The 23,006-nt window shown below is 59.6% G+C and carries 18 protein-coding genes and 1 pseudogene; 4 read left to right on the forward strand and 15 right to left on the reverse strand.

Annotated features, from left to right (window positions below):
• Positions 1 to 2,191, forward strand: a 2,191-nt coding sequence (locus ACIOWA_RS21805; RefSeq protein ID WP_401161883.1) for an RHS repeat domain-containing protein, incomplete at its 5' end; no start/stop codon positions are given.
• 94 nt (positions 2,192 to 2,285) lie between these two features.
• On the opposite strand, the gene ACIOWA_RS21810 is transcribed toward ACIOWA_RS21805, so the two are convergent.
• The 12 genes and pseudogenes from ACIOWA_RS21810 to ACIOWA_RS21865 form a co-directional block, all read right to left on the reverse strand.
• Positions 2,286 to 2,930, reverse strand: a complete 645-nt coding sequence (locus ACIOWA_RS21810; RefSeq protein ID WP_339431581.1) for a methionine ABC transporter permease — start codon at positions 2,928 to 2,930, stop codon at positions 2,286 to 2,288.
• Positions 2,920 to 4,041 (reverse strand): methionine ABC transporter ATP-binding protein, encoded by a 1,122-nt coding sequence (locus ACIOWA_RS21815; RefSeq protein ID WP_401161886.1) that lies wholly within the window; start codon positions 4,039 to 4,041, stop codon positions 2,920 to 2,922. Before ACIOWA_RS21815 ends, ACIOWA_RS21810 begins: the two co-directional genes overlap by 11 nt.
• A gap of 2 nt (positions 4,042 to 4,043) precedes the next feature.
• Positions 4,044 to 4,304 carry a MetQ/NlpA family ABC transporter substrate-binding protein gene (locus ACIOWA_RS21820; RefSeq protein ID WP_401161888.1) on the reverse strand — a complete coding sequence of 87 codons (261 nt, stop codon included), beginning with the start codon at positions 4,302 to 4,304 and terminating at the stop codon, positions 4,044 to 4,046.
• Positions 4,304 to 4,483 (reverse strand): annotated as a pseudogene (locus ACIOWA_RS21825) (MetQ/NlpA family ABC transporter substrate-binding protein); the annotation flags it as partial. The pseudogene ACIOWA_RS21825 and the gene ACIOWA_RS21820, both read right to left, overlap by 1 nt.
• A 78-nt stretch (positions 4,484 to 4,561) precedes the next feature.
• The gene (locus tag ACIOWA_RS21830) at positions 4,562 to 5,914 is read right to left on the reverse strand and encodes an LLM class flavin-dependent oxidoreductase (protein WP_339463957.1); all 1,353 of its coding nucleotides are present in this window, start codon (positions 5,912 to 5,914) and stop codon (positions 4,562 to 4,564) included.
• Positions 5,914 to 7,107, reverse strand: coding sequence for an SfnB family sulfur acquisition oxidoreductase (locus tag ACIOWA_RS21835; RefSeq protein WP_401161890.1), 1,194 nt, complete (start codon positions 7,105 to 7,107; stop codon positions 5,914 to 5,916). Before ACIOWA_RS21835 ends, ACIOWA_RS21830 begins: the two co-directional genes overlap by 1 nt.
• Before the next feature lie 36 nt (positions 7,108 to 7,143).
• Positions 7,144 to 8,385: an SfnB family sulfur acquisition oxidoreductase gene (locus ACIOWA_RS21840; protein ID WP_401161892.1), complete on the reverse strand. Its 1,242-nt coding sequence runs from the start codon at positions 8,383 to 8,385 to the stop codon at positions 7,144 to 7,146.
• Positions 8,386 to 8,652: 267 nt separating this feature from the next.
• Positions 8,653 to 9,417, reverse strand: a complete 765-nt coding sequence (locus ACIOWA_RS21845; RefSeq protein WP_339463960.1) for a hypothetical protein — start codon at positions 9,415 to 9,417, stop codon at positions 8,653 to 8,655.
• Positions 9,418 to 9,888: 471 nt separating this feature from the next.
• Positions 9,889 to 10,638 (reverse strand): L-cystine ABC transporter ATP-binding protein TcyN, encoded by a 750-nt coding sequence (gene tcyN / locus ACIOWA_RS21850; RefSeq protein ID WP_401161894.1) that lies wholly within the window; start codon positions 10,636 to 10,638, stop codon positions 9,889 to 9,891.
• Between the two features lie 4 nt (positions 10,639 to 10,642).
• Entirely contained in the window at positions 10,643 to 11,308 is a 666-nt protein-coding gene (gene tcyL, locus ACIOWA_RS21855; RefSeq protein WP_339431573.1) for a cystine ABC transporter permease, read from the reverse strand.
• Entirely contained in the window at positions 11,308 to 12,108 is an 801-nt protein-coding gene (gene tcyJ / locus ACIOWA_RS21860; protein ID WP_339431572.1) for a cystine ABC transporter substrate-binding protein, read from the reverse strand. The genes tcyL and tcyJ overlap by 1 nt, the downstream gene beginning before the upstream one ends.
• A gap of 235 nt (positions 12,109 to 12,343) precedes the next feature.
• Positions 12,344 to 13,336 carry a D-cysteine desulfhydrase gene (locus ACIOWA_RS21865; RefSeq protein WP_401161897.1) on the reverse strand — a complete coding sequence of 331 codons (993 nt, stop codon included), beginning with the start codon at positions 13,334 to 13,336 and terminating at the stop codon, positions 12,344 to 12,346.
• Between the two features lie 190 nt (positions 13,337 to 13,526).
• On the opposite strand from ACIOWA_RS21865, the gene epsC reads away from it, so the two are divergent.
• The 3 genes from epsC to mgrA all read left to right on the forward strand — a co-directional run bounded on the left by epsC (position 13,527) and on the right by mgrA (position 18,029).
• On the forward strand, positions 13,527 to 14,453 hold the full coding sequence (gene epsC, locus ACIOWA_RS21870) for a serine O-acetyltransferase EpsC (protein WP_339431570.1): 927 nt from the start codon (positions 13,527 to 13,529) through the stop codon (positions 14,451 to 14,453).
• A 386-nt stretch (positions 14,454 to 14,839) separates the two neighbouring features.
• Positions 14,840 to 16,801: a choline transporter BetT gene (gene betT / locus ACIOWA_RS21875; protein ID WP_339431664.1), complete on the forward strand. Its 1,962-nt coding sequence runs from the start codon at positions 14,840 to 14,842 to the stop codon at positions 16,799 to 16,801.
• A 190-nt stretch (positions 16,802 to 16,991) separates the two neighbouring features.
• The gene (gene mgrA, locus ACIOWA_RS21880; protein ID WP_339431569.1) at positions 16,992 to 18,029 is read left to right on the forward strand and encodes an L-glyceraldehyde 3-phosphate reductase; all 1,038 of its coding nucleotides are present in this window, start codon (positions 16,992 to 16,994) and stop codon (positions 18,027 to 18,029) included.
• 54 nt (positions 18,030 to 18,083) lie between these two features.
• On the opposite strand, the gene gshA is transcribed toward mgrA, so the two are convergent.
• The 3 genes from gshA to ACIOWA_RS21895 all read right to left on the reverse strand — a co-directional run bounded on the left by gshA (position 18,084) and on the right by ACIOWA_RS21895 (position 22,693).
• A complete protein-coding gene (gene gshA / locus ACIOWA_RS21885; RefSeq protein WP_401161899.1) occupies positions 18,084 to 19,667 on the reverse strand; it encodes a glutamate--cysteine ligase in 1,584 nt (527 codons plus the stop codon).
• A gap of 318 nt (positions 19,668 to 19,985) precedes the next feature.
• Entirely contained in the window at positions 19,986 to 20,369 is a 384-nt protein-coding gene (locus tag ACIOWA_RS21890; RefSeq protein ID WP_339431567.1) for a PaaI family thioesterase, read from the reverse strand.
• On the reverse strand, positions 20,369 to 22,693 hold the full coding sequence (locus tag ACIOWA_RS21895; protein ID WP_401161902.1) for a Tex family protein: 2,325 nt from the start codon (positions 22,691 to 22,693) through the stop codon (positions 20,369 to 20,371). The genes ACIOWA_RS21890 and ACIOWA_RS21895 overlap by 1 nt, the downstream gene beginning before the upstream one ends.
• Between the last annotated feature and the right edge of the window lie 313 nt (positions 22,694 to 23,006).

Consider the following 23,006-nt stretch of genomic DNA (forward strand, 5'->3'; position numbering starts at 1 on the left):
AACCCGTCACGCTTTCTACCCGACGGGCGAACTGCAGCGCCAGATCGATGCCATGGGCAATACCCAAACCGTTCATTACAACGTATCGGGCAAACCCTCCGCGACCTGGCTTCTACTGGCCGGTGAAGGTAAGCCGTCGCAGTGTCTGTTCAGTGATATCCAATACAACGCTCAAGAACAGATCGAACGTGAGACCGCCGAAAACGGCGTCGTCAGCCGCGCGGAATACAGCCCTGATGACGGCCGGTTGCTCAGCCTGATCGCCGGTCTCGGTGAGCAACCTCCATTGCAGAATTTGCATTACGGCTACGACCCGGTGGGCAACATCGTCAGCCTGGAAGATAAAACCCAGGCCGTCACGTACTTCAATCACCAGCGCATCGAGCCGATCAGCCGTTATCGCTACGACAGCCTGTATCAACTGGTTGAGGCCAAGGGCTGGGAAGTCAGTCAGCCGAGCCATGGCCCGGCGTTACCGGATCTGCTGCCCACACCGCTGGACCCTAATCAACGGCGCAACTACACCCAGACATTCGACTATGACACGGCGGGCAACCTGATCACCCGGCACCACAGTGGTGCGCCGGGGTTTTCGATGTTCACCTCCGCGCACAGCAATCGAGGTTTGGGGCAACGGGATGACGGTACTTTGCCGGGAGAGCCACAAATAACGCTGGGCTTTGATGCCTGCGGCAATCAACTGGAGCTGCAACGCGGACAGGCTATGCTCTGGGACATCCGCAATCAGTTGAGTCAGGTGACGTTGGTCAAACGCGAGGGCGAAGCTGACGACTATGAGTCGTATGCCTATGACCGACCAGGCCATCGGTTGCGCAAGGCAATTTTCAGCCAATCCAATCGCCGGACTTTGCACAGTGAAATCCGTTATCTCCCTGGCCTGGAAATCCATCGACAGGCCAGTGGCGAAGTACGCCATGTCGTCCGCGTCGAAGCCGGACCTTGCAGCGTTCGAGTGTTGCACTGGCCCGAAGGTAATTACGTCGACCAACAGAGGTACAGCCTCAGCGATCATCTCGGTTCCAGCACATTGGAACTGAATGAGCAAGCGACTGTGCTAACGCAGGAACACTATTATCCCTTTGGCGGTACGGCGTGCTGGGCGGGTAAAAGTGCAGGGGTGGCGAATGACAAAACCATTCGTTATTCGGGCAAGGAGAGGGATGCGACCGGGCTCTATTACTATGGACATCGGTATTACGCGCCATGGTTGCAGCGCTGGATTAGTCCGGATCCAGCTGGAGAAATCAATGGCTTGAACATTTTCTGTTTTGTTGCAAATAATCCTGTCGCTAGGAAAGACGTGGATGGCAGGTTTTTTTACGAAGGTAAAGATGATTTTGTGGAAACAGCACTCATCGGCTCGGAGAAAGTGATTGCTGCACGAGGACTTGATGCGTTTCCTATGGACCAAGCGTCTGTAATAAGCTCGCAGTTGTCTGAAGTGGAGAAGGTTTTCGCAGAGGCAACTTATGTGTTAACGCAAGGGTACGCAGAAACCTCAGGAATCTTGCAGAGTTACTTTGGTCCGCAATACAGCGCGGTAGAAAACAGGCTTCCGGGAATTTGGACGCGTGGAAGGGAACTGGCAAATGCCTACGGTAGGCCAGCGGCGAGAGGAAAGTTTTTAGGTTTTATAGCGGGCCCAGGAACAGCGAGGCACTCAACTGCAGAGGTCAGACCTGGCGATTTTTATGGGCGTATTGCTATTAATCTAGACAGAGTTAATGGCAACTCAGGTCTGGTATTGGGGCATGAATTAATGCACTTGAACAGGGTTAACCGGGTTAGCGCGGTCGGGCCTGGTGCGGTAGATAACTTCTACCTGAGCTCTAATTCGCCGGAGCTTTTGAATTACCCAGTGATGCAATATGATTTGCCTGCTCGAGGTCTGTCCGAAGCCATCATGCACGGCGGTTTGAATCTTGTTTTTTCACAACAGTACCCGGCGTCTCATCGTGATTTCATTACCTCGGTTGGTAACTATATGGGGATGCCGGATATATTGGATCTTGAAACGTCGATTGAAATGTTTAATCAGGCTCCTCATCTGCGTGCGGAAATGGCGGCTAATAACGCGGATAGTCTTGTTTACGCAGCAAAAAGTATGAGTGATCTGTATCGATCCAGGCAGGAAGACAACAATTTATTCAACAGTTTGCTTTATGGTTGAAATTCGATGCGGGTGACTCGATAGCTATAGTCCAACAAAAGGTTGAGTGACTTGGGGGGCGTACCCCAAGCCACAATGAACAAGAACAACCCACTCAACGCTTGTTCAACCCCCGCGCCAACCGATCGCCACCCAACTGAATCACCGCCACCAACGCCACCAGCAGCACGATCACCGTCAACATGACCTGGCTGTCAAAGCGTTGATAGCCGTAGCGATAAGCGATGTCGCCCAGGCCACCGGCACCAATCGCCCCGGCCATGGCCGAGGAGTTGATCATCGTCACCAAGGTGATGGTGAAACCGCCGACAATTCCCGGCAGCGCTTCGGGCAACAGCACATGCCAGACGATGTGCCAGCGCCGGCAGCCCATGGCTTGCGCGGCTTCGATCAGACCATGATCGACTTCGCGCAGGCTGACTTCGGCAATCCGCGCAAAGAACGGCGTCGCTGCAATCGTCAGCGGCACCACCGCCGCCCACACGCCGTAGGTGGTGCCGACGATCAACCGGGTAAACGGAATCAGCGCCACCATCAGAATCAGAAACGGGACCGAGCGGAACAGGTTCACGAACGCACCCAAGGCGCGATTCAGCACCGGCGCCTGGTAGATCCCGCCCTTGTCGCTGGTGACCAGAATCACCGCCATGGGAATCCCCACCAGCAGGGCGATCAGCGACGACACACCGACCATCACAAACGTGTCGATAAACCCCTGTAGCAAGCGCTCAAACCACATAACCCGACACCTCCACCCGTTGCGCCCAATCACCCGCGCGCTGACGCAACTGCTCGGTGCTCAGCGATGATCCACTGACGGCCAGCAGCAGTTGCCCCAGCGCGTGGCCCTGAATCCGCTCCACACCGCCCTGAAGCAATTTCACCCGTCCGTCGAGTGCGGCGAACAAGGCCGCCAGGTCCGGCTCATCGCCGGCCGCCCCAGTGAATTGCAAACGCAGCACCACAGCGGCGCCGGGCGAGGGCGGTAGCGTGTGCAAACGGCTCTGCAATTCTTGTGGCAAAGCGTGTTGCAGCGGTGCGAGCAACGTCTGGCTGACCGCGTGCTGTGGGTCGCCGAACACTTCCCAGACCGGGCCTTGCTCGACGATCCGCCCGTGCTCCAGCACCACGACGCGGTCGCAGATTTCGCGGATCACCGCCATCTCGTGGGTGATCAGCACGATGGTCAGGCCCAGACGTTTATTGATCTCGCGCAGCAGGCCGAGGATCGATTGCGTGGTCTCCGGGTCGAGTGCCGAAGTGGCTTCGTCGCAGAGCAGAATGTCCGGGTCGTGAACCAAGGCCCGGGCGATGCCGACGCGCTGTTTCTGGCCGCCGGAAAGCAGTGCCGGATAGGCCTTGTGTTTGGCTTGCAGACCGACCAGTTCAAGCAGTTCGCGAACTTTTTTCTCGCGCTGTTCTTTCGGCACCCCGGCGACTTTCAGCGGCAATTCGACGTTCTGCCAAACGGTCTTGGCCGACATCAGATTGAAGTGCTGAAAGATCATGCCGATGCGTCGGCGCAGGGCGACGAGGCGATCTTCATCGAACTCGCCGATGTCGACCTGATCGATCAGCACACGCCCCGACGTCGGTTGCTCCAGACGATTGATCGTGCGGATCAGCGACGATTTGCCCGCGCCGCTGCGGCCGATGATGCCGAACACCTCGCCGCGCTGGATCGCCAGATCAATGCCTTGCAGGGCCGCGACCGGACCTTGCCGGCCGTTATAGGTTTTGCCCAGGCCGATGAAGCGTATGTGGGCGCGATTCAGCTCGGGATGCAGTTCGGTTTTTTCAGCATTGTTGGGCTCTGGAATCTCCAGTCGCCGTTGGATCGCGGCCGTCATGTTCAGCTTTCCCAACCGGCCTGGTACAGCTTGCCGTGGGCCTTATCCAGCGCGGCACGCACGGCCGGCGAGTGCTGGTAGATGTCGACGAATTTGATCAGACGCGGATCGTCCTTGCTCTTGGGCTGGATGACGAACTGGATCACGTATTCCTTGTGGTCGAGACCGTCGAACAGCAGCGCGGAGCCGGCATCGAAGGTCTTGGCCAGACGAATATAGGCCGGGTAGCCCTGGACCAGATCGGCGTCGTCATAGGCGCGCACCAGTCGGTGAACTCCACCAGCTCGACTTTCAGGCCTTGTTTGGAGGCCTCTTCGACGGCGGCTTCCAGCGGAATCGCGAACGCGGCGGTGGTGCCGATTTTCAGTGGCGCATCGGCGGCGAACACCGCCGAGCTGAACAGGCCGAAGGTCAGGGCCAGTGCTTTGACTGGGTGGGGCAGGAATTTCTGGGTCATGGTGTGGTTTCCAGTCAGTGCATGAATATGGGTGTCTGGTAGGGCCTCTTCGCGAGCAAGCTTTTAGCGACGAAATGAAGATCCGATGTGTTGCTCGGGCAACTGCGCCCCTGCGTGAAACAGCTTCTCGCGCAAGCTGCCGCTGTCATACGCGGTTTTGTACGACCCACGCCGTTGCAACTCCGGAATCACCAGCTCGATAAAATCGACATAGCTTTCCGGGGTAACGATGCGCGTGAGGTTGAAGCCGTCCAGCCCGGTTTCGGTGATCCACGATTGCAGCTCATCCGCCACTTGCGCAGGCGAGCCGACCACGGTGATGTAGCGACCGCCCAGAGCGTGCTGTTCGAGCAATTTGCGTCGGGTCCAGTCGTTGTTCTGCAGATTCTTGGTCGCGGACTGGATGGCGTTGCTCTTCACGTACTGGATCGGTTCGTCGATCGCGTACCGGGAAAAGTCGACGCCGGTGGACGCCGAAAAATGTGCCACGCCGGCCTCGGCACTGGCGTAGCTCAGGTACTCGGCGTGCTTGGCCCACGCCGCTTCTTCGGTTTCGCCGACGATGACGTTGAGGCCCATGAACACCTTGATGTCCTCGGGATTGCGCCCGGCCTCGACGGCGCTGGCGCGGACTTTGTCCACCTGCACCTTGGTCGACGGTTTGTTCTGGCCGCTGATGAACACGCACTCGGCGTGACGCCCGGCGAACAGCAAGCCGCGATCGGAACTGCCGGCCTGGAACAGCACCGGCGTGCGCTGCGGTGAAGGCTCGCAGAGGTGATAACCCTCGACCTGATAGAACTCGCCCTTGTGCTCGACCTTGTGCACTTTCTCCGGTTGGGCGTAGATCCGCTGCTCGCGATCATTGAGCACCGCGCCGTTTTCCCAACTGCCTTCCCAGAGTTTGTAGAGCACCTCCAGGTACTCGTCAGCCTGATCGTAACGACGGTCATGCTCGACCTGCTCGCGCAGGCCCATGGCTTTTGCGGCGCTATCGAGGTATCCGGTGACGATGTTCCAGCCGACGCGGCCACGGCTCAAATGATCGAGGGTCGACAGGCGTCGGGCGAACAGATACGGCGGCTCATAGGTGAGGTTGGCGGTCAGGCCGAAACCGAGGTTTTTCGTCACCGCCGCCATCGCCGACACCAGCAGCAACGGATCGTTGACCGGCAACTGGATCGACTCTTTCAGCGTGACGTCCACCGAGTTCTGGTAGACGTCGTACACGCCGACGATGTCGGCGATGAACAAACCGTCGAACAAGCCACGCTCCAGCAACTGCGCCAGTTCGGTCCAGTATTCAATGCTGTTGAACTGGGTTGAGTTGTCGCGTGGATGCGTCCATAAGCCGTGGTTGATGTGGCCGATGCAGTTCATGTTGAACGCGTTGAGCAGGATCTTTTTCTTGCTCATCAGATCGTGCCCCGCAATGGCGGGTTTTCATCGTTGAGGTAGTAATTGCCCACCGCGTGGTACTTCCAGCGCACCGGATCGTGCAGCGTGTGCACGCGGGCGTTGCGCCAGTGGCGGTCGAGGCCGTGCTCGATCAGGGTGGCCTGACTGCCGGCCAGTTCGAACAAGGTGCTGGCGGCGGTGAGGGAGATTTCTGTGCTGATCGCCCGTGCTTCGGCGACGGCAATCGAGGCGGCGGCGACCGTTTCGGCGCTGGTCTGGGCCTGAGCCTTGTCGAGGAACTCACCGGCGCGTTCCAGCAGCGCCTCGGTGGCGTGCAGGCGAATGCTCAAGTGGCCGAAGCTCTTCAACGTCAGCGGGTCTTCGGTGGCGTTGTCGTTGCCGGCGTCGATCCATGGGCGCGTCTTGCTACGCACAAAGTGCAACGCATCTTCGTAAGCGGCGCGGGCGATGCCGGTGTCGATAGCGGCGTGAAGAATCTGCGCCAGCGGACCGACGGTGGTCGGACGTTCGAAGGCGCTCTGGAACGGGATCACGTCTTCGGCGGCGACATACACGTCTTCGAAGAGCACCGAACCGCTGCCGGTGGTGCGCTGGCCGAAGCCGCTCCAATCGTCGATCACGCTCAGGCCCTGGCTGTCGCGAGGCACGAAGGCCAGTTGCTGCACGCCGTTTTCATCGACGACGGACGTTGGAATGCGTTGCGCGTAAATCGCGCCGGTCGCATAGAACTTGCGGCCATTGATGCGATAGCCCTCGCCTTCACGCTTGAGGCTGCTGACGCGATGGTGGGCGGTTTGGGTGCCCAGTTCCGCCAGCGCATTGCCGAAGCGCTGACCGGCTAAAACCTCGGCGTACAACCGTTGTTTCTGTTCGTGGCTGCCGTTCACTCGCAGCACTTCGAGGGCGTAGAAATGGTTCTGCGGAATCTGCCCGAGAGAGCCATCGGCCTCAGCGATCAGGGCGATGACGTGGGCCAGCGTCACGTTGGACACACCGGCGCCGCCGTATTCTTTCGGCACGCTGATGCCCCACAGGCCGGAGCGGGAAAACACGTCGAGTTCCGGCAGCGGCAGTCGCCGCTCACGGTCCCGCACGGCGCTGTCGCGTTTGAAATCTTCGGCCAGGTCGCTGGCGATGATCAGGGCTTGCTCATCGCTGGTGATGACCGCGACGGGATGGGAAAGAGGCATAGGTTTCTCCAAGGCTCTTGAGAAGGTGTGCGGTCGTCAGATCCAGGAGTGGCGAGCCGGTAGCTTGCCATTGAGGTGATAGGCGCCGACCGCGTGATATTTCCAGCGCACCGGGTCGTGCAGGGTGTGCACCCGGGCATTGCGCCAGTGACGGTCGAGGTTGAATTCGGCGAGGGTCGCGCGGCTGCCGGCCAGTTCGAAAAGCTTTTCGCTGGCCAGCAGCGAGATCTCGGTGGTCAGCACTTTGGCTTCGGCCACGGCAATTGAAGCGCGGGCGGCGGACTCGGCCGTTATCGGCGCGGCGTGCACTTGATCGAGCACTTGCCCGGCCTTGCGCAGCAGCGCCTGGGCGGCGTGCAGTTCGATTTTCAGTTTGCCGATGTCGGCGATCACGTAGAGGTCATCGCTGGCGCGTTCGACCTTGGCGTCGATCCATGGTCGCGAACGGGTTTTGACGAATTCGATGGCGTCTTCGATAGCGGCACGGGCAATGCCGGCGTCGATCGCCGCCTGAATCAATTGCGAGATTGCGCCTTGGGTGTTCGGGGTTTCGTTGATCTTCCAGTTATCAACGACAAGAGCCGCTTCGACGCGCACGTTGTTGAGCACGATCGTGCCGCTGGCGGTGGTGCGCTGACCGAAGCCCGACCAGTCATCAACAATGCGCAAACCTGGCGTGCCACGTCGGACGAACGCCAGCACTTGCTTGCCATCATCGTTGAGCGCTTTGACCGCAACCCAGTGCGCAAACAGCGCGCCAGTGGAATAGAACTTCTGGCCATTGAGCAGGTAATCGTCGCCGTCGGCGGTGATTCGCGCTTTCAATTGGAGGGTGTTTCTGGTGCCACGCTCAGGGCCGCCATTGCCGATGCGCCAGCCTTCGAGAACACTCTGGAACAGCTGTTGTTTTTGCGCGTCGGTGGCACTGCCGAGCAGCAGATGGATGATGCCGAACTGGTTCTGCGGGATCTGTCCCAACGCCGGATCGGCGGCGGAAATGATCGCGAACACCTCGGCCAGCGTGACGAACGAAACCTGCGGGCCACCGTATTGGCGCGCGATGGCAATGCTGCCCAGACCGCTGCGGGTGAACTGTTCGATCAGTGACCAAGGCAACTGGCGCTGGCGGTCGCGATTGGCGGCTTGCACGAGCGCGACTTGCGCCAGCTCATGGGCGGCCTCAATGGCTTGGGCGTCGTTGCGCAGGACCTGCGCGGGCAACAACAAGGGGGCGATGTCCAGATCAGACTGGACGTTCGCGTCTGCCAGACTGGACATCAGCGCCACTCCCTGGCTGCACGCAATGCCCTGGCGATCTGCACTGGGGTGATTGTGTTCCGGACCATACGACCTACCTCACATCTCATGAATAACGCCGCGAAGTGCGGCGAACGAAAGAATGTCCGGTGGTCCGGTTCATATACCCTAAGCGTGTATAAAAATTAAATAAACTAACTTTTAGGAATATGCATATGAAGGTGTGATGGTCGGGATGCTCAAGCCCTTTGCGGTGAGGGGCCAAGGCTCCTCACTCCGCCTTAGGCTTTATTTTTTGCGGGATTCAGCCGCCTTGCAGGTGGGCTTCAACGGCACTTTCAGATAAGGATTCACGCAACCGATCTTCAGCGTCCTTGGCGGCGCCCAGCGCGAGTTGTTGCCGACCCGGTCGAGGATGCAATAGGTCACGTCCAGGCGCAGATCCTCGCCGGCTTCGACAATCACTGCCGGCGGCACCCAGACCTGAATCGGCAGGCCGACATCCGCTGCCGTGATGGGCGCCAGATCCATGCGAACATCACCCCAGCGCACAGTAATGGCGTCATCCTCGGCCATGTTCGTGTAAGGCTCGATGGTCAACGGCACACCGCGTTTGATCTGGTTCGGGTTCACGCCCTGGCGGCGAATGGTGTCAGGGATCGTTACCGGCGCCAGTTGCTGGTTTTCGTCACCGCACAATGCCGACGGTTGGCCGCCCGGGCAATCGAGTTTGACCTGCACACGGCTTGCCGCCGACAGCGCCGGGCCTTGGCCGACCTGCATCACCCGGTAGTGAATGCGGGCGGTACCATTGACAATAAAACTTTCCGGCACCCGCAGGTTGACTGTCGCGCCAACGTCCTCGGTCGTCAGCACCTTGGAGGCGACATAGCATTTGTTCCAGAACAGTTCGATCAGGTCGCCGCAGTCCATGTCGGGGTAGGGCGACACCTCGATCAACAGATGAGCGGCAGCAGCCAGATTGATGCCGTTTTTTTGCGCTGACGCCAGGGTCGGCGCTGCCAGTTCGGGGGTATGCGAAGTGCGAGTCATCGATTTCTCTCCTTGAAGCCTTGCAGCGAAGTCCGTTTCTGAAAGAACAAAAGGCGTGAATCAACGGGCAATAAATCTGTGAACTGATGTTCAAGTTAGTGCGGGTTGATTGAACTAAGTAGCGCCGGTTGGCGACTAGATAAGAGTGTGCGGGAAGGGGTGTCAATAGACGGCGTTAGTTAATCAATGAATTACGAACTAATCAGAATATTCCTACGTTGTTGAAGCCGTGTGCCTAGGGTGTATGGTGAACGAGACCACAGAACTCCGGGCTTTTTGCCAGTTTTGGCGCAGCGTTATTTGGTAGCTGTGATGAAAGGCGGGGCGGATTTTATACACGCAATAGTGGTTTCAGAATATATACATGTATCGCATCGGTTCCAGGCAGGTTGTATATATTCAGGAAAGTTTTACGCGGCAAAAAAGGTAACTTCCATCCATGGAAGTTGACGTCTCGCACAGCAAGGGTTTTCAGGTGTGATTCAAAAACTTGCTGAGAAACTGTTTGGTGCGCTCTTCTTTGGGGTTGGCAAACAATGCTTTGGCTTCACCTTGTTCGACGATCACGCCCTTGTCGAAAAACACCACGCGGTTGGCCACGTCGCGGGCGAAGCCCATTTCGTGGGTGACGATGACCATGGTGCGTTTCTCCTCGGCGAGGCCGCGGATGGTCGCCAGTACTTCGCCCACCAGTTCCGGATCGAGGGCCGAAGTCGGCTCGTCGAACAGGATCACTTCCGGCTCCATTGCCAGCGCCCGGGCAATCGCCACGCGCTGTTGCTGGCCACCGGAGAGACGACGCGGATAGGCGTCTTCCTTACCGGCGAGGCCGACCTTGGCCAACAGCTTCATGCCCAGGGCAATGGCTTGCTCGCGCGGCATCTTCTTGACCACGACCGGGCCTTCGATGACGTTTTCCAGGGCAGTGCGATGGGGGAACAGGTTGAAGTTCTGGAACACGAAACCCACATGCTGGCGCAGGTTGCGCACCAGGCTTTGCTGCTGGTTCAGCGGGCGGCTGGTATCGATCTCGATATCGCCGACCTTGATCCGGCCGCTGGTGGGTTGTTCAAGGAAGTTCAGGCAGCGCAGGAACGTGGTTTTACCCGAGCCGCTGGGGCCGATGATTGCCACGACCTCGCCTTCCTTGACCTCAAGATCGATGCCGTTGAGCACGACTTGATGCTTGAATTGCTTGGTCAGTTTTTCCACGACAATCATGGGGTCAGGACTCCTGGTCGTGCCGGTTGACCCGCTCTTCCAACTTGTTCTGCAAGTGCGAGAGCACTGTGGCCAGAATCCAGTAGATCAGCGCGGCGGCAAGATACATGGTGAAGACTTCGAAAGTCCGGGCGGTGATCAGCTGCGCCTGACGGAACAGTTCCGGCACCTGGATGGTGGCGGCCAGCGCGGTGTCCTTGACCAGCGAAATGAAGCTGTTGCCCAGCGGCGGCAGTGCCGTGCGCATCGCTTGCGGCAGGATGGCCCGGCGCAAAGTCTGCGCGCGGGTCATACCGATACTCGCCGCAGCTTCCCACTGGCCACGTTCGATCGAACCGATCGCCGCGCGCAGGATTTCACAGGCGTAAGCGGCCATGTTCAGCGAGAAGCCAATCAGCGCGGCGGGCAGGGGGTCGAGTTCCACACCCATTTGCGGCAAGCCGTAATAGATCACGAACAGTTGCACCAGCAACGGCGTGCCGCGAAAGAACGACACGTAGATACGGGCCAGCCAGTTGACTGTTTTGAAACGCGACAGACGCATCAACGCCAGGCCAAAGCCCAGCAGCAGGCCGAAGAACATCCCGCCAAGGCTGAGGACGACCGTGTAGTACGCGCCCTTGAGCAGGAAGGGCGCGGAGTCGAGTGCGAGTTGGAAAGCTTCTTCCATTATTGAGTGACGTCAGCTTGGAAGTATTTTTCCGAGATCTTGGCCAGAGTGCCGTCGGCACGCAGCTCGTCGAGGGCTTTGTTCACGGCAGCCAGCAGTTCCGGTTCACCTTTGCGCAAGGCAATGCCGGACTCCTGACGGGAGAACGCTTGACCGGCCGCCACGGTTTTCGGGGCTTTCTTGGCGTATTCAAGCGCGGCCAGGCGGTCGATCAGGATGGCGTCGGTACGGCCGTTGTTCAGGTCGGCGAACTTGGTCGGATCATCATCGTAGGTGCGCACGTCAGCGCCAGGCACGTTGGCACGAACCCATTGTTCGTAGTTGGTGCCCAGGCCTACGCCGACTTTCTTGCCGGACAGGTCAGCTGCGGTCTTGATGTTCAGCGCGGCTTCTTTGCTTTTGAGCACCAACGCCTGAATCCCGGAGATGGTGTACGGCTCGGAGAAGTCATACTTCTTCTTGCGGTCCTCGGAGATGGTCACTTGGTTGACCACTATGTCCAGGCGCTTGGATTCCAGCGCCGCGAGAATACCGTCCCACTTGGTCGGCTGAATCTTGGCCTTGACGCCCAGTTTCTGCGCCAGCGCTTGGGAGAGCTCGACTTCGAAACCAGACAGCTTGCCGTCGGCATCGACGAAGCTGAACGGTGGGTAAGTGCCTTCCAGGCCGACGTTGATTACGCCTTTGTCCTTGATCTGTTGCAGTTGCTCACCGGCAACCGCCTGGCTGATCAGACCGGCGCTCAGCGCCAGGCCCAGCGAACCGACCAGCAGATTGCGACGTAGTGCGGAAAAATTCATGACAAGCCCCTGTGTTTTCTTATGGAAGACGCTTAAGGAAAGTTGGCGAATTCGGGAATTGGACGACAGCGCTATCCTGCCTTAAAGCAGCTTAAGCGTCTCGCGCGAAATTCGCCTGCGGCGAGACTATATGACGACTTGGTTAGACTTGAAAATACTTAATATTGAAATTGATATTCCTTATTTGAATATAAAACCTTCCCATGCTCTGCGTGGGAACGGTCTCGTCTTCCGCTTACAAGAAGTCCTTATAGGCAAACAACGCCGGCGCCCCACCGGTATGCAGGAAGATGATCGGGCCTTCTTCGAAGCGCTGCCGACCGATGCCATCAAGCAACCCGGCCATGGCCTTGCCGGTGTATACCGGGTCGAGCAACACCGCTTCCTGACTGGCCAGCAATTTCACCGCTGCCAGCGTCCCGGCATTGGGTTCGCCATAACGCGGGCCGAAATATTCGTCCCACAGCTCAATCTTGAAGCTGGCCGGCAGCTCAACGCCGAGCAGCTCAGCAGTACGTTGCGCCAGCCCCTGCACTTTCGGGCGCTGCTCTTCTTCAGTGCGCGACACGGTCACGCCGATCACCGGCAGTTGCGGCAATGCCTCACTCAACGCCAGCGCCAGGCCGCTGTGGGTCCCGGCGCTACCCGATGCCAGTACCACGGCGGCGAAGTCGAGCCCGGTGTCTGTGATCTGTTCGGCCAGCTCAAGCCCGGCACGCACATAACCCAAGGCACCGAGGGCGTTGGAGCCGCCAATCGGTACCAGATACGGTTTTTTTCCGTTGCTGCGCAGACGCACGGCGAGGGCCGCGAGTTGTTCATCGGCGTTGTCGAGGTTGTCGACCAGCTCAACTTTTGTGTCGAACAGATCCAGCAGCAGGCGATTGCCATTGCCGGTGTAGTTGCTGTCTTCGGTGCCCAGCGGATTTTCCAGCAACGCCACGCAACTCAGGCCGAGTTTGGCGGCCAGCGCCGCCGTCTGGCGAACGTGGTTCGATTGCAGCGCACCGGCGGTGATCAGCGTGTCGGCGCCCTGGGCGAGGGCGTCGGCGGCGAGGTACTCGAGTTTGCGCAGCTTGTTGCCGCCCATGGCCAGCGGCGTCAGGTCATCGCGTTTGATGTAGACGTCACGGCCGAGCCAGGTGGACAGGCGCTCAAGTTTTTCCAGTGGGGTCGGCTGGCCAAGCAGTTCCAGGCGAGTAAAGCGATCCAGCTGTTGTTTAATCATGGTTGCGTACTGGAGGAGAAAGATGAAGGGACTATAGGCACGCGCTTTTGCACGGGCAACCATCAATCGCTTATAGCCAAATGGACTGAGCCCAGCACTATCGGTTCTTAATTCGCCCTCACAGGCATGCCTTAAAGTAGTCGCCGTTGACGCGGCCAGGCACTCCGGCCGCCCGTGAGGAGTCTTTACCGTGAGCGAGCGTTCCAGCCATTGGCAATTACAGACCATCGTCAGTCAACTGCGCAGCGCGCGGGATCAGTGGCGCGCCCAGAATGGCCGGGCATCCGGCGAGCAGGGTGGGCGCGAACTGCCGTCCCGCGCCGCGATGGCGCAGATTCTTGAAGCGCTGTGTGGGGCATTGTTCCCGATGCGTCTGGGGCCGGTGGATTTGCGTGAGGAAAGCGAAGACTTCTACGTTGGCCACACCCTCGATGTCGCGCTGAATGCGTTGCTCGCCCAGACACGTCTGGAACTGCGCTACGTCGCCCGCCACAGCGCTCAGGACGACAGCGAAGTGGAGACCCGGGCGCTCCAGATCATTCAGGATTTTGCCTTGGCATTGCCGGGCTTGCGCACGTTGCTCGACACCGATGTGCTGGCGGCTTATCACGGCGATCCGGCGGCGCGCAGTGTGGATGAAGTGCTGCTGTGCTATCCGGGGATTCTAGCGGTGATCCACCATCGTCTCGCCCACCATTTGTATCGTGCAGGGCTGCCGTTGCTGGCGCGGATCAGCGCAGAAATTGCGCACTCGGCCACCGGCATTGATATCCATCCGGGCGCGCAGATCGGCCGTAGTTTCTTTATTGATCACGGCACGGGTGTGGTGATTGGCGAGACGGCGATCATTGGTGAGCGTGTGCGGATCTATCAGGCGGTAACGTTAGGCGCCAAGCGCTTCCCGGCCGATGAAGACGGGCAGTTGCAGAAGGGCCATCCACGCCATCCTATTGTCGAGGACGACGTGGTGATTTATGCCGGGGCGACGATTCTTGGGCGGATCACCATCGGCAAGGGGTCGACCATCGGCGGCAACGTGTGGCTGACCCGCAGCGTGCCGGCGGGGTGCAATTTGACCCAGGCCAATTTGCAGCATGATGACGGGACGCAGAAGTAGCTTCTGATTTTTTGTTGCGGCATCCAGCCTCTTCGCGAGCAAGCCCGCTCCCATAGCTGGAATGAGGGGGCTTGCTCACGAATGGGTCTTGGGGCGAATCCAGATAATGTCCCTGCGCCAATTCTCCACTGAACCAATCTCTCCAACTCCACGTCATACCTCACCTTGAGCTAGCGTAGGAACACGACCGGCTGGCCGTACGATTAGTCGTTAGCGTCCTATCCATGTTTAACTTGAACGTTCATTCAAGTTAAACCGGTGGTTCGCTGCCCGCTCACAACAGGAGGCTTGCCTTTGCTGAGTCCGATCATTTCAGCCACGTCTCAATCCATCGAGGTGCGCGTTTCATGAGTGCATCGTCAACCCCCGCCAGCGGCCTGGTACGCATGAATCCGCCGGTGTTCTACTTCGCCGCGACGGTCATTCTGCTCTTTGGTCTTGTGGTCATCGCCATGCCACAACAGGCCGGTGCCTGGCTGCTGGCTGCGCAGAACTGGGCGGCCAATACGGTCGGCTGGTACTACATGCTCGCGATGAGCCTGTATCTGGTCTTCGTGGTGGTCACCGCGTTATCCGGCTACGGCAAGATCAAACTCGGTGCCGACCACGACGAACCCGAATTCAGTTACCTGTCCTGGGCCGGCATGCTGTTCGCTGCCGGGATCAGCATCACGTTGTTTTTCTTCTGCGTGTCCGAACCGCTGACCCACATGCTGCAACCGCCGCAAGGCGAGGCCGGCACGGCGGACGCGGCGCGCCAGGCGATGCAGATTCTGTTTCTGCACTGGGGCTTGCACGGCTGGGGGGTGTTCGCCTTCGTCGGCATGGCGCTGGCCTACTTTGCCTACCGTCACAACCTGCCGCTGGCCCTGCGTTCGGCGCTGTATCCACTGATCGGCAAACGCATCAACGGCCCCATCGGTTACGCGGTGGACGGCTTCGGCATCATCGCTACCGTGTTCGGCCTCGGCGCCGACATGGGCTTTGGCGTGCTGCACCTGAATTCGGGCCTGGACTACTTGTTCGGCATCGCGCACACCCAGTGGATTCAAGTCGGTTTGATCACTCTGATGATGGGCGCGGCGATCATCGTGGCTGTCGCCGGTGTGGATAAAGGCGTGCGGGTGATGTCCGACATCAACATGCTGCTGGCCTGCGCGCTGCTGCTGTTCGTGCTGTTCGCCGGCCCCACCCAGCATCTGCTCAATACCTTGATCCAGAACGTTGGCGACTACCTCGGTGCCTTGCCGATGAAGAGTTTTGACCTCTACGCCTATGACACACCGAGCGACTGGCTTGGCGGCTGGACGGTGTTCTACTGGGCCTGGTGGATCGCATGGTCGCCCTTCGTGGGCTTGTTCATCGCACGGATTTCCCGTGGCCGCACCATTCGTGAGTTCGTCTTCGGCGTGCTGCTGATCCCGCTCGGCTTCACCTTGGCGTGGATGTCGATCTTCGGCAACAGCGCCCTCGATCAGGTGCTCAATCACGGCATGAGCGCGCTCGGCATGTCGGCCCTCGACAACCCGTCGATGAGCATTTATCTGTTGCTGGAAACCTACCCGTGGAGCAAAACCGTCATCGCTGTGACGGTGTTCATCAGCTTCGTGTTCTTCGTCACCTCAGCCGACTCCGGTACCGTGGTGCTCTCGACACTGTCGGCCAAGGGCGGCAACCCGGACGAAGACGGGCCGAAATGGCTGCGGGTGTTCTGGGGCGTGATGACGGCGCTGATCACCAGCTCGCTGCTATTCTCCGGCAGCATCGATGCACTGAAGTCGGCGGTGGTGCTGACCTCGTTGCCGTTCTCGCTGATCCTGCTTTTGATGATGTGGGGCCTGCACAAGGCGTTCTATCTGGAGTCGCAGAAGCAGATCGCGCAACTGCACTCGCTGGCGCCGGTGTCCGGCTCGCGGCGTGGTTCAGGGGGCTGGCGACAGCGTCTGAGCCAGGCCGTGCACTTCCCGTCGCGTGACGAGGTGTACCGTTTCATGGACACCACCGTGCGCCCGGCGATTGAAGAAGTGACGGCGGTGTTTGTCGAAAAAGGCCTGAACGTGGTCACCCAGCCGGACCCGGCCAACGACAGCGTCAGCCTGGAAATCGGCCATGGCGAGCAGCATGCGTTCATCTACCAAGTGCAGATGCGCGGCTACTTCACGCCATCATTCGCCCGGGGTGGCATGGGCTCCAAGCAGCTCAACAATCGCCGCTACTACCGCGCCGAAGTGCACCTGAGCGAGGGCAGTCAGGACTACGATATGGTCGGCTACACCAAAGAGCAGATCATCAACGACATCCTCGACCAGTACGAACGGCACATGCAGTTCCTGCATCTGGTGCGTTGATCGTGGGTTGAGCGCCGAGTCGGATCAAGACTCGGTGCTCAAGCACCCTGCCAGGATCAGGCCGAAGAGGATGATTGGGGTGTGCAGGGTGGATAATCATCGACGGTTCTGACGCCTTCGCGAGCAAGCCCGCTCCCACAGGGGTTACGTCAATCGTCCATTAGCTGTTCATCAAACAAGAGAGGATTCGATGACTTACACCGCTGCCGAAAACCGCTATGAGTCCATCCCTTACCGCCGCGTCGGGCGCAGCGGTCTGGTGCTGCCGGCGCTATCGCTGGGCCTGTGGCACAACTTCGGCGACAGCACGCCGATCGACACCCAGCGCGCCCTGCTGCGCACTGCGTTCGACCTGGGGATCAACCACTTCGACCTGGCCAACAACTACGGCCCTCCGTACGGTAGCGCCGAGATCAATTTCGGTCGCCTGCTGCGCGAAGACTTCAAGCCATACCGCGATGAGTTGATCATCTCCAGCAAGGCCGGTTGGGACATGTGGCCTGGCCCTTACGGTCAGGGCGGTGGCTCGCGTAAATATGTGCTGGCCAGCCTTGATCAGAGCCTGCAGCGCCTGGGCCTGGACTATGTGGACATCTTCTATTCGCATCGCTTCGATCCGGACACCCCGCTGGAGGAAACCGCCAGCGCCCTCGCCAGCGCCGTGCAACAGGGCAAGGCGTTGTACATCGGCATCTCGTCGTACTCCGGGGTGAAAACCCGCGAGATCGCCGCGCTGCTCAAAGAGTGGAAGGTGCCGCTGCTGATTCACCAGCCGGCGTACAACCTGCTCAACCGCTGGGTGGAAAAAGACTTGCTCGACACCACCGATGAACTCGGCACTGGCGTCATCGCCTTCACGCCGTTGGCGCAAGGTCTGCTGACCGACAAATACCTCAACGGCGTGCCGGCGGATGCGCGGGTCAATCGTCCGGGCGGTGGTTCGCTGCAGGCTTCGCATTTGTCCGAAGCCAACATCGCCCACGTCCGTGCGCTGAACGAGATCGCCAAGCGTCGCGGCCAGAGCCTGGCGCAACTGGCACTGGCCTGGACGCTACGTGACCCGCGCGTGACCTCGGCGCTGATCGGCGCAAGCCGACCGGAGCAGATTATCGAGAACGTCGGGGCGTTGAAGAATCTGAGCTTCAGTGCTGAAGAACTGGCAGAAATTGACCGGTTTGCCCAAGAGGGCGGGATCAATCTTTGGGAGAAGCCCTCGATGGCGCAGTGAGCATCCTTCAACCCAGTCCTCTCCCTGCGGGAGAGGATCAGGGTGAGGTTTTTTTCAGTTGCTGATCGCCAGAATGCTCGCCTGGTACGACCCGACAAACACATCGAAATCGCCCACCTCGTTCTGCTCCAGCTCAGCCTGCGCCACCAGGGAAGAGCGCGCCAGTTCCTCAAACTTCGCCTGCTCGTCAGCTGTCAACGACTCGTTGCGGAAAAACTCGGCATGTGCCTGACTCTGACGCAGGGAAAACTGCGCGAAGCTTTCCTTGTGCTCGGCCATCGCTGCCAGCACTTGGGCAGAAGGCGTTAGCGACGGGTCGCGGACTTTTGCCAGTTGCGCATCCAGTGCCTTGCTGTGGGCATCGCCGCCATGGCTTTGATCGAGCAGCGCAGCGAGTGGGGCAATCTTTTCCAGCAACTCTACCGCCCATGCCTTCATCTCGACCGGCTCACCGTCGCGCTGCAATTGCAGACCCGGACGGCGACCTTCCTTGACCACGCTGAGGAAGTTCGAGGTCGCGTTGCTGCAACTGGTGTTGGTCAGCAGTGGGCTGTCGTTGAGTGCGCAATACAGCAGGAACGCATCAATGAAGCGCGATTCAGTGAGGTCGATGCCCATCGGCAGGAACGGGTTGATGTCCAGGCAGCGCACTTCGACGTACTGAATGCCACGGGCCACCAGCGCCTGAATCGGCCGCTCGCCGCTGTAGGTCACGCGTTTTGGGCGGATGTTGGAGTAGTACTCGTTTTCGATCTGCAGGATGTTGGTGTTCAACTGAACCCACTCGCCATCCTTGTGCGTGCCGACTTCCACATACGGTGCGTACGGCGTAGCCACGGCCTTGCGCAGGCTGTCGGTGTAGCTCGTCAGATCGTTGTAGCACGGCGTCAGGCCGGCCTGGGCGTTGCTCTGGTAACCGAGGTCGCTCATGCGCAGGCTGGTGGCGTACGGCAGGTAGAGCGTGTCTGGATCGAGCTGTTCCAACTGATGCGAACGACCGCGCAGGAAGCCCGCGTCGAGTGCCGGTGAGGCGCCGAACAGGTACATCAGCAACCAGCTGTAGCGCCGGAAGTTGCGGATCAGCGCGATATAGGACGACGACTGGAAATCCCGGTCAGTGCCGACAAAACCCTCGGTTTCGCGCAGCAACGGCCAGAGTTTTTCCGGCAGGGAAAAATTGTAGTGAATCCCGGCGATGCACTGCATGGTCTTGCCGTACCGCAGGGCCAGGCCCTTGCGATAGACGTACTTGAGCTGACCGATATTGGACGTGCCGTAATAGGCAATCGGGATGTCTTCCTCGGCCGGCAATGGGCACGGCATCGATGGACTCCACAGGTACTCGTTGCCGAGTTTGCTGTAGGCAAAACGGTGAATCCTGTCCAGGCTCGCCAGTGTATCTGCCGGGTCGGGCAGGGCGGGCGTGATGAATTCCAGCAGCGACTCGGAATAGTCGGTGGTGATTTTTTCGTTGGTCAGCGCGGAACCCAAGGCTTCGGGGTGCGGCGTTTGCGCCAGACGACCTTCGCTGGTCACGCGCAGGCATTCACGTTCGATACCGTGGAGGCACTGTTCGAGCAGAGAGAGGTTAGCGCGCTCGCCGAGCAGAGCCAGGCGGCGGTTGAGAAGTTCGCTCAATTTGGATTCCTTCACGCGTCAGTCGCCCCAATATGGGGGTGGGCAAGACGGTCTACAAGGGTGAAGTTGAAACTGGCGTTTTCGCCTGGTTTTTTGGGCTCACGAAGCCCCTTTCGAACCGCCGACTTCAATCCCTGAATCTGGCAGATGCACGCGAAGTAAACGCGATCCTTGTGGGAGCGGGCTTGCTCGCCAAGGCGGTGTATCAGTCGCAGACATGCAAACTGACACACAGCCTTGGCGAGCAAGCCCGCTCTCACAGAAAAGCTCGACGCGGCGATCACTGCGCCGAAATTAACTCAAAATGATGAACAACATCTACAGGACAGCGAACGTGCCTTGCGCTTTTGCGACCAGTTTTTCGCCCTGCATCACGTCGGCTTCGACCACCAGCGTGCGGCGGCCCGGGTGGATGACCCGCGCCGTGCACAGCACCTCGCCGTCGGAAACGGCGCGGATATAGTTGATCTTGCATTCGATGGTCGCGCTCTGCTGATCGAAACCGTGGGTGCTGGAACAGGCCAGACCCATGGCGATGTCGACCAGGCTGAACAGCGCGCCACCGTGCAATTTGCCGCCGCGATTGCGCAGTTCCGGCTCCAGCACCAGGGCGACTTGCGCCACCCCGGTTTCCAGGCTGTGCAGGCGGCAGCCCAACAGCTTGAAAAACGCACTCTCGACGAGCCCGGCCGGAATGTCCATCAGCGTTTCTTCAACTGCTTGGCGTTGGCGAACAGCGAGGCCATCGCATTGTTCACGGGCGTCGCTGTTGCGGTTTCCTTGCGTGGCGCATTGTTCGACGGCTGGCGTTGCGCCGAGCCCGGACGCGAGCCACGGGCGCCATCGATCTTCTCGCCCGGGGTGTCGCCCATGCGCATCGACAGGCCCACGCGTTTGCGCGGAATGTCGACTTCCATGACCTTTACTTTCACCACGTCACCGGCTTTCACCGCTTCACGCGGGTCCTTGATGAACTTCTCCGACAGCGCCGAGATGTGCACCAGACCGTCCTGATGCACGCCGATGTCGACGAAGGCACCGAACGCGGTCACGTTGGTGACGACGCCTTCGAGGATCATCCCCAGTTGCAGGTCTTTGAGGTCTTCGACGCCTTCCTGGAACTCGGCAGTCTTGAACTCCGGGCGCGGGTCGCGGCCCGGTTTTTCGAGCTCCTGGAGGATGTCGGTCACGGTCGGCAGACCGAAGGTCTCGTCGGTGAACTTCTTCGGATCCAGACGCTTGAGGAACCCGGCATCGCCGATCAACGAGCGGACGTCGCGGTCGGTTTCAGCGGCAATACGCTGTACCAGCGGATAGGCTTCCGGGTGAACCGCCGAGGAATCCAGCGGGTTGTCACCGTTCATCACGCGCAAGAAACCGGCGGCCTGTTCGAAGGTTTTTTCGCCCAGGCGTGCGACTTTCTTCAGCGCTGCACGGGTTTTGAATGCGCCGTGTTCGTCGCGGTGCGCCACGATGTTCTGCGCCAATGTGGCGTTGAGGCCGGAGATCCGTGCCAGCAGCGCTACCGAAGCGGTGTTGACGTCGACACCGACGGCGTTCACGCAGTCCTCGACCACCGCGTCCAGGCCTCGTGCCAGTTTCAGCTGCGACACGTCGTGCTGGTACTGGCCGACCCCGATGGATTTCGGGTCGATTTTCACCAGCTCGGCCAGCGGATCCTGCAAACGACGGGCGATGGACACCGCGCCACGGATCGACACGTCCAGATCGGGGAATTCCTTGGCCGCCAGTTCCGACGCCGAGTACACCGATGCGCCGGCCTCGGAGACCATGACCTTGGTCATCTTCATGGCTGGGTATTTTTTGATCAGCTCGATCGCCAGTTTATCGGTTTCACGGCTGGCGGTGCCGTTGCCGATGGCGATCAGGTCAACCGAGTGCTTGGCACACAGCGCGGCCAGGATGGCGATGGTCTGATCCCACTTGTTGTGTGGAACGTGCGGGTAAACCGTGGCGTGATCCAGCAGCTTGCCGGTGGAGTCGACCACGGCCACCTTGCAACCGGTACGCAGGCCCGGGTCGAGGCCCAGGGTCGCACGCGGGCCGGCCGGTGCGGCCAGCAGCAGGTCGTGCAGGTTGTGGGCGAATACGTTGATCGCCTCGGTTTCGGCGCCGTCGCGCAGCTCGCCCAGCAGATCGGTTTCCAGGTGGGTGTAGAGCTTGACCTTCCAGGTCCAGCGCACCACCTCGCCAAGCCATTTGTCGGCGGGACGGTTCTGATTCTGGATGTTGAATTGCTGGCCGATCATGCCCTCGCACGGGTGCATGGTGCCCGGCAGTTCGTCGCCGACCTTCAGTGCGGAGCTGAGGATGCCTTCGTTGCGGCCGCGGAAAATCGCCAGTGCGCGGTGCGACGGCATGCTTTTGAGCGGCTCGTCGTGTTCGAAGTAGTCGCGGAACTTGGCGCCTTCTTCTTCCTTGCCTGCGATCACGCGGGCACTGAGGGTTGCTTCCTGTTTGAGGTAGCTGCGCAGTTTTTCCAGCAGGCTGGCGTCTTCGGCGAAGCGTTCCATCAGGATGTATTTGGCGCCTTCCAACGCAGCCTTCACATCGGCCACGCCTTTTTCGGCGTCGACGAAGCGTGCGGCTTCGGTTTCCGGAGCGAGATTCGGGTCGTTGAACAGGCCGTCAGCCAGGTCGCCAAGGCCGGCTTCCAGGGCAATCTGGCCCTTGGTGCGGCGCTTTTGCTTGTACGGCAGGTACAAGTCTTCAAGGCGGGTCTTGGTGTCGGCGAGTTTGATATCGCGTTCAAGGGCGGGGGTGAGTTTGCCTTGCTCCTCGATGCTGGCGAGGATGCTGATGCGCCGTTCGTCGAGTTCTCGCAGGTAGCGCAAACGCTCTTCCAGATGACGCAGTTGCGTGTCATCAAGGCTGCCGGTCACTTCTTTCCGGTAACGGGCGATGAAGGGAACGGTAGAGCCTTCATCGAGTAGCGCGACGGCCGCTTCGACCTGTTGTGGGCGTACACCGAGTTCCTCGGCAATGCGGCTGTTGATGCTGTCCATAAAACCACCTGACATAGTGTGAAAGCAGGCTCGCAGGCACGGAAACAAAGGCCCGGAGTCTGGTTGAACGGCTAGAGGATTGCCGCTGCCTGGGTCAAAAGGCACCCCATTGACCCGTGAAATCGAACAATTACTGCGGCCACCGGGAAAAAAGCCCGGCCAACTCCGGTAACGATTCAGACGTTGCCTGGCACAAAACGCCGCGCATTATAACCAGCGTTCTGTCATTCGGGGGCGTTGCAGTCTGTAGGCATAAACCCCGGTTTTCTGGCAGTGAAGGAAAAATCTGCTAACAATGCACACGGTGCGTATA

This window comes from Pseudomonas sp. NPDC087614 (genome assembly GCF_044743485.1).
Lineage (GTDB): Bacteria > Pseudomonadota > Gammaproteobacteria > Pseudomonadales > Pseudomonadaceae > Aquipseudomonas > Aquipseudomonas baetica_A.

Bases quoted from the DNA above. Each gene is read 5' to 3' on its own strand.
- tcyJ (WP_339431572.1), bottom strand. From the start codon at position 12,108: ATGAATTTTTCCGCACTACGTCGCAATCTGCTGGTCGGTTCGCTGGGC.
- ACIOWA_RS21865 (WP_401161897.1), bottom strand. From the start codon at position 13,336: ATGATTAAACAACAGCTGGATCGCTTTACTCGCCTGGAACTGCTTGGC.
- tcyL (WP_339431573.1), bottom strand. From the start codon at position 11,308: ATGGAAGAAGCTTTCCAACTCGCACTCGACTCCGCGCCCTTCCTGCTC.
- ACIOWA_RS21830 (WP_339463957.1), bottom strand. From the start codon at position 5,914: ATGAGCAAGAAAAAGATCCTGCTCAACGCGTTCAACATGAACTGCATC.
- betT (WP_339431664.1), top strand. From the start codon at position 14,840: ATGAATCCGCCGGTGTTCTACTTCGCCGCGACGGTCATTCTGCTCTTT.
- ACIOWA_RS21890 (WP_339431567.1), bottom strand. From the start codon at position 20,369: ATGGACATTCCGGCCGGGCTCGTCGAGAGTGCGTTTTTCAAGCTGTTG.
- ACIOWA_RS21840 (WP_401161892.1), bottom strand. From the start codon at position 8,385: ATGTCCAGTCTGGCAGACGCGAACGTCCAGTCTGATCTGGACATCGCC.
- mgrA (WP_339431569.1), top strand. From the start codon at position 16,992: ATGACTTACACCGCTGCCGAAAACCGCTATGAGTCCATCCCTTACCGC.
- ACIOWA_RS21810 (WP_339431581.1), bottom strand. From the start codon at position 2,930: ATGTGGTTTGAGCGCTTGCTACAGGGGTTTATCGACACGTTTGTGATG.
- tcyN (WP_401161894.1), bottom strand. From the start codon at position 10,638: ATGATTGTCGTGGAAAAACTGACCAAGCAATTCAAGCATCAAGTCGTG.
- ACIOWA_RS21815 (WP_401161886.1), bottom strand. From the start codon at position 4,041: ATGACGGCCGCGATCCAACGGCGACTGGAGATTCCAGAGCCCAACAAT.
- ACIOWA_RS21835 (WP_401161890.1), bottom strand. From the start codon at position 7,107: ATGCCTCTTTCCCATCCCGTCGCGGTCATCACCAGCGATGAGCAAGCC.
- ACIOWA_RS21845 (WP_339463960.1), bottom strand. From the start codon at position 9,417: ATGACTCGCACTTCGCATACCCCCGAACTGGCAGCGCCGACCCTGGCG.
- ACIOWA_RS21895 (WP_401161902.1), bottom strand. From the start codon at position 22,693: ATGGACAGCATCAACAGCCGCATTGCCGAGGAACTCGGTGTACGCCCA.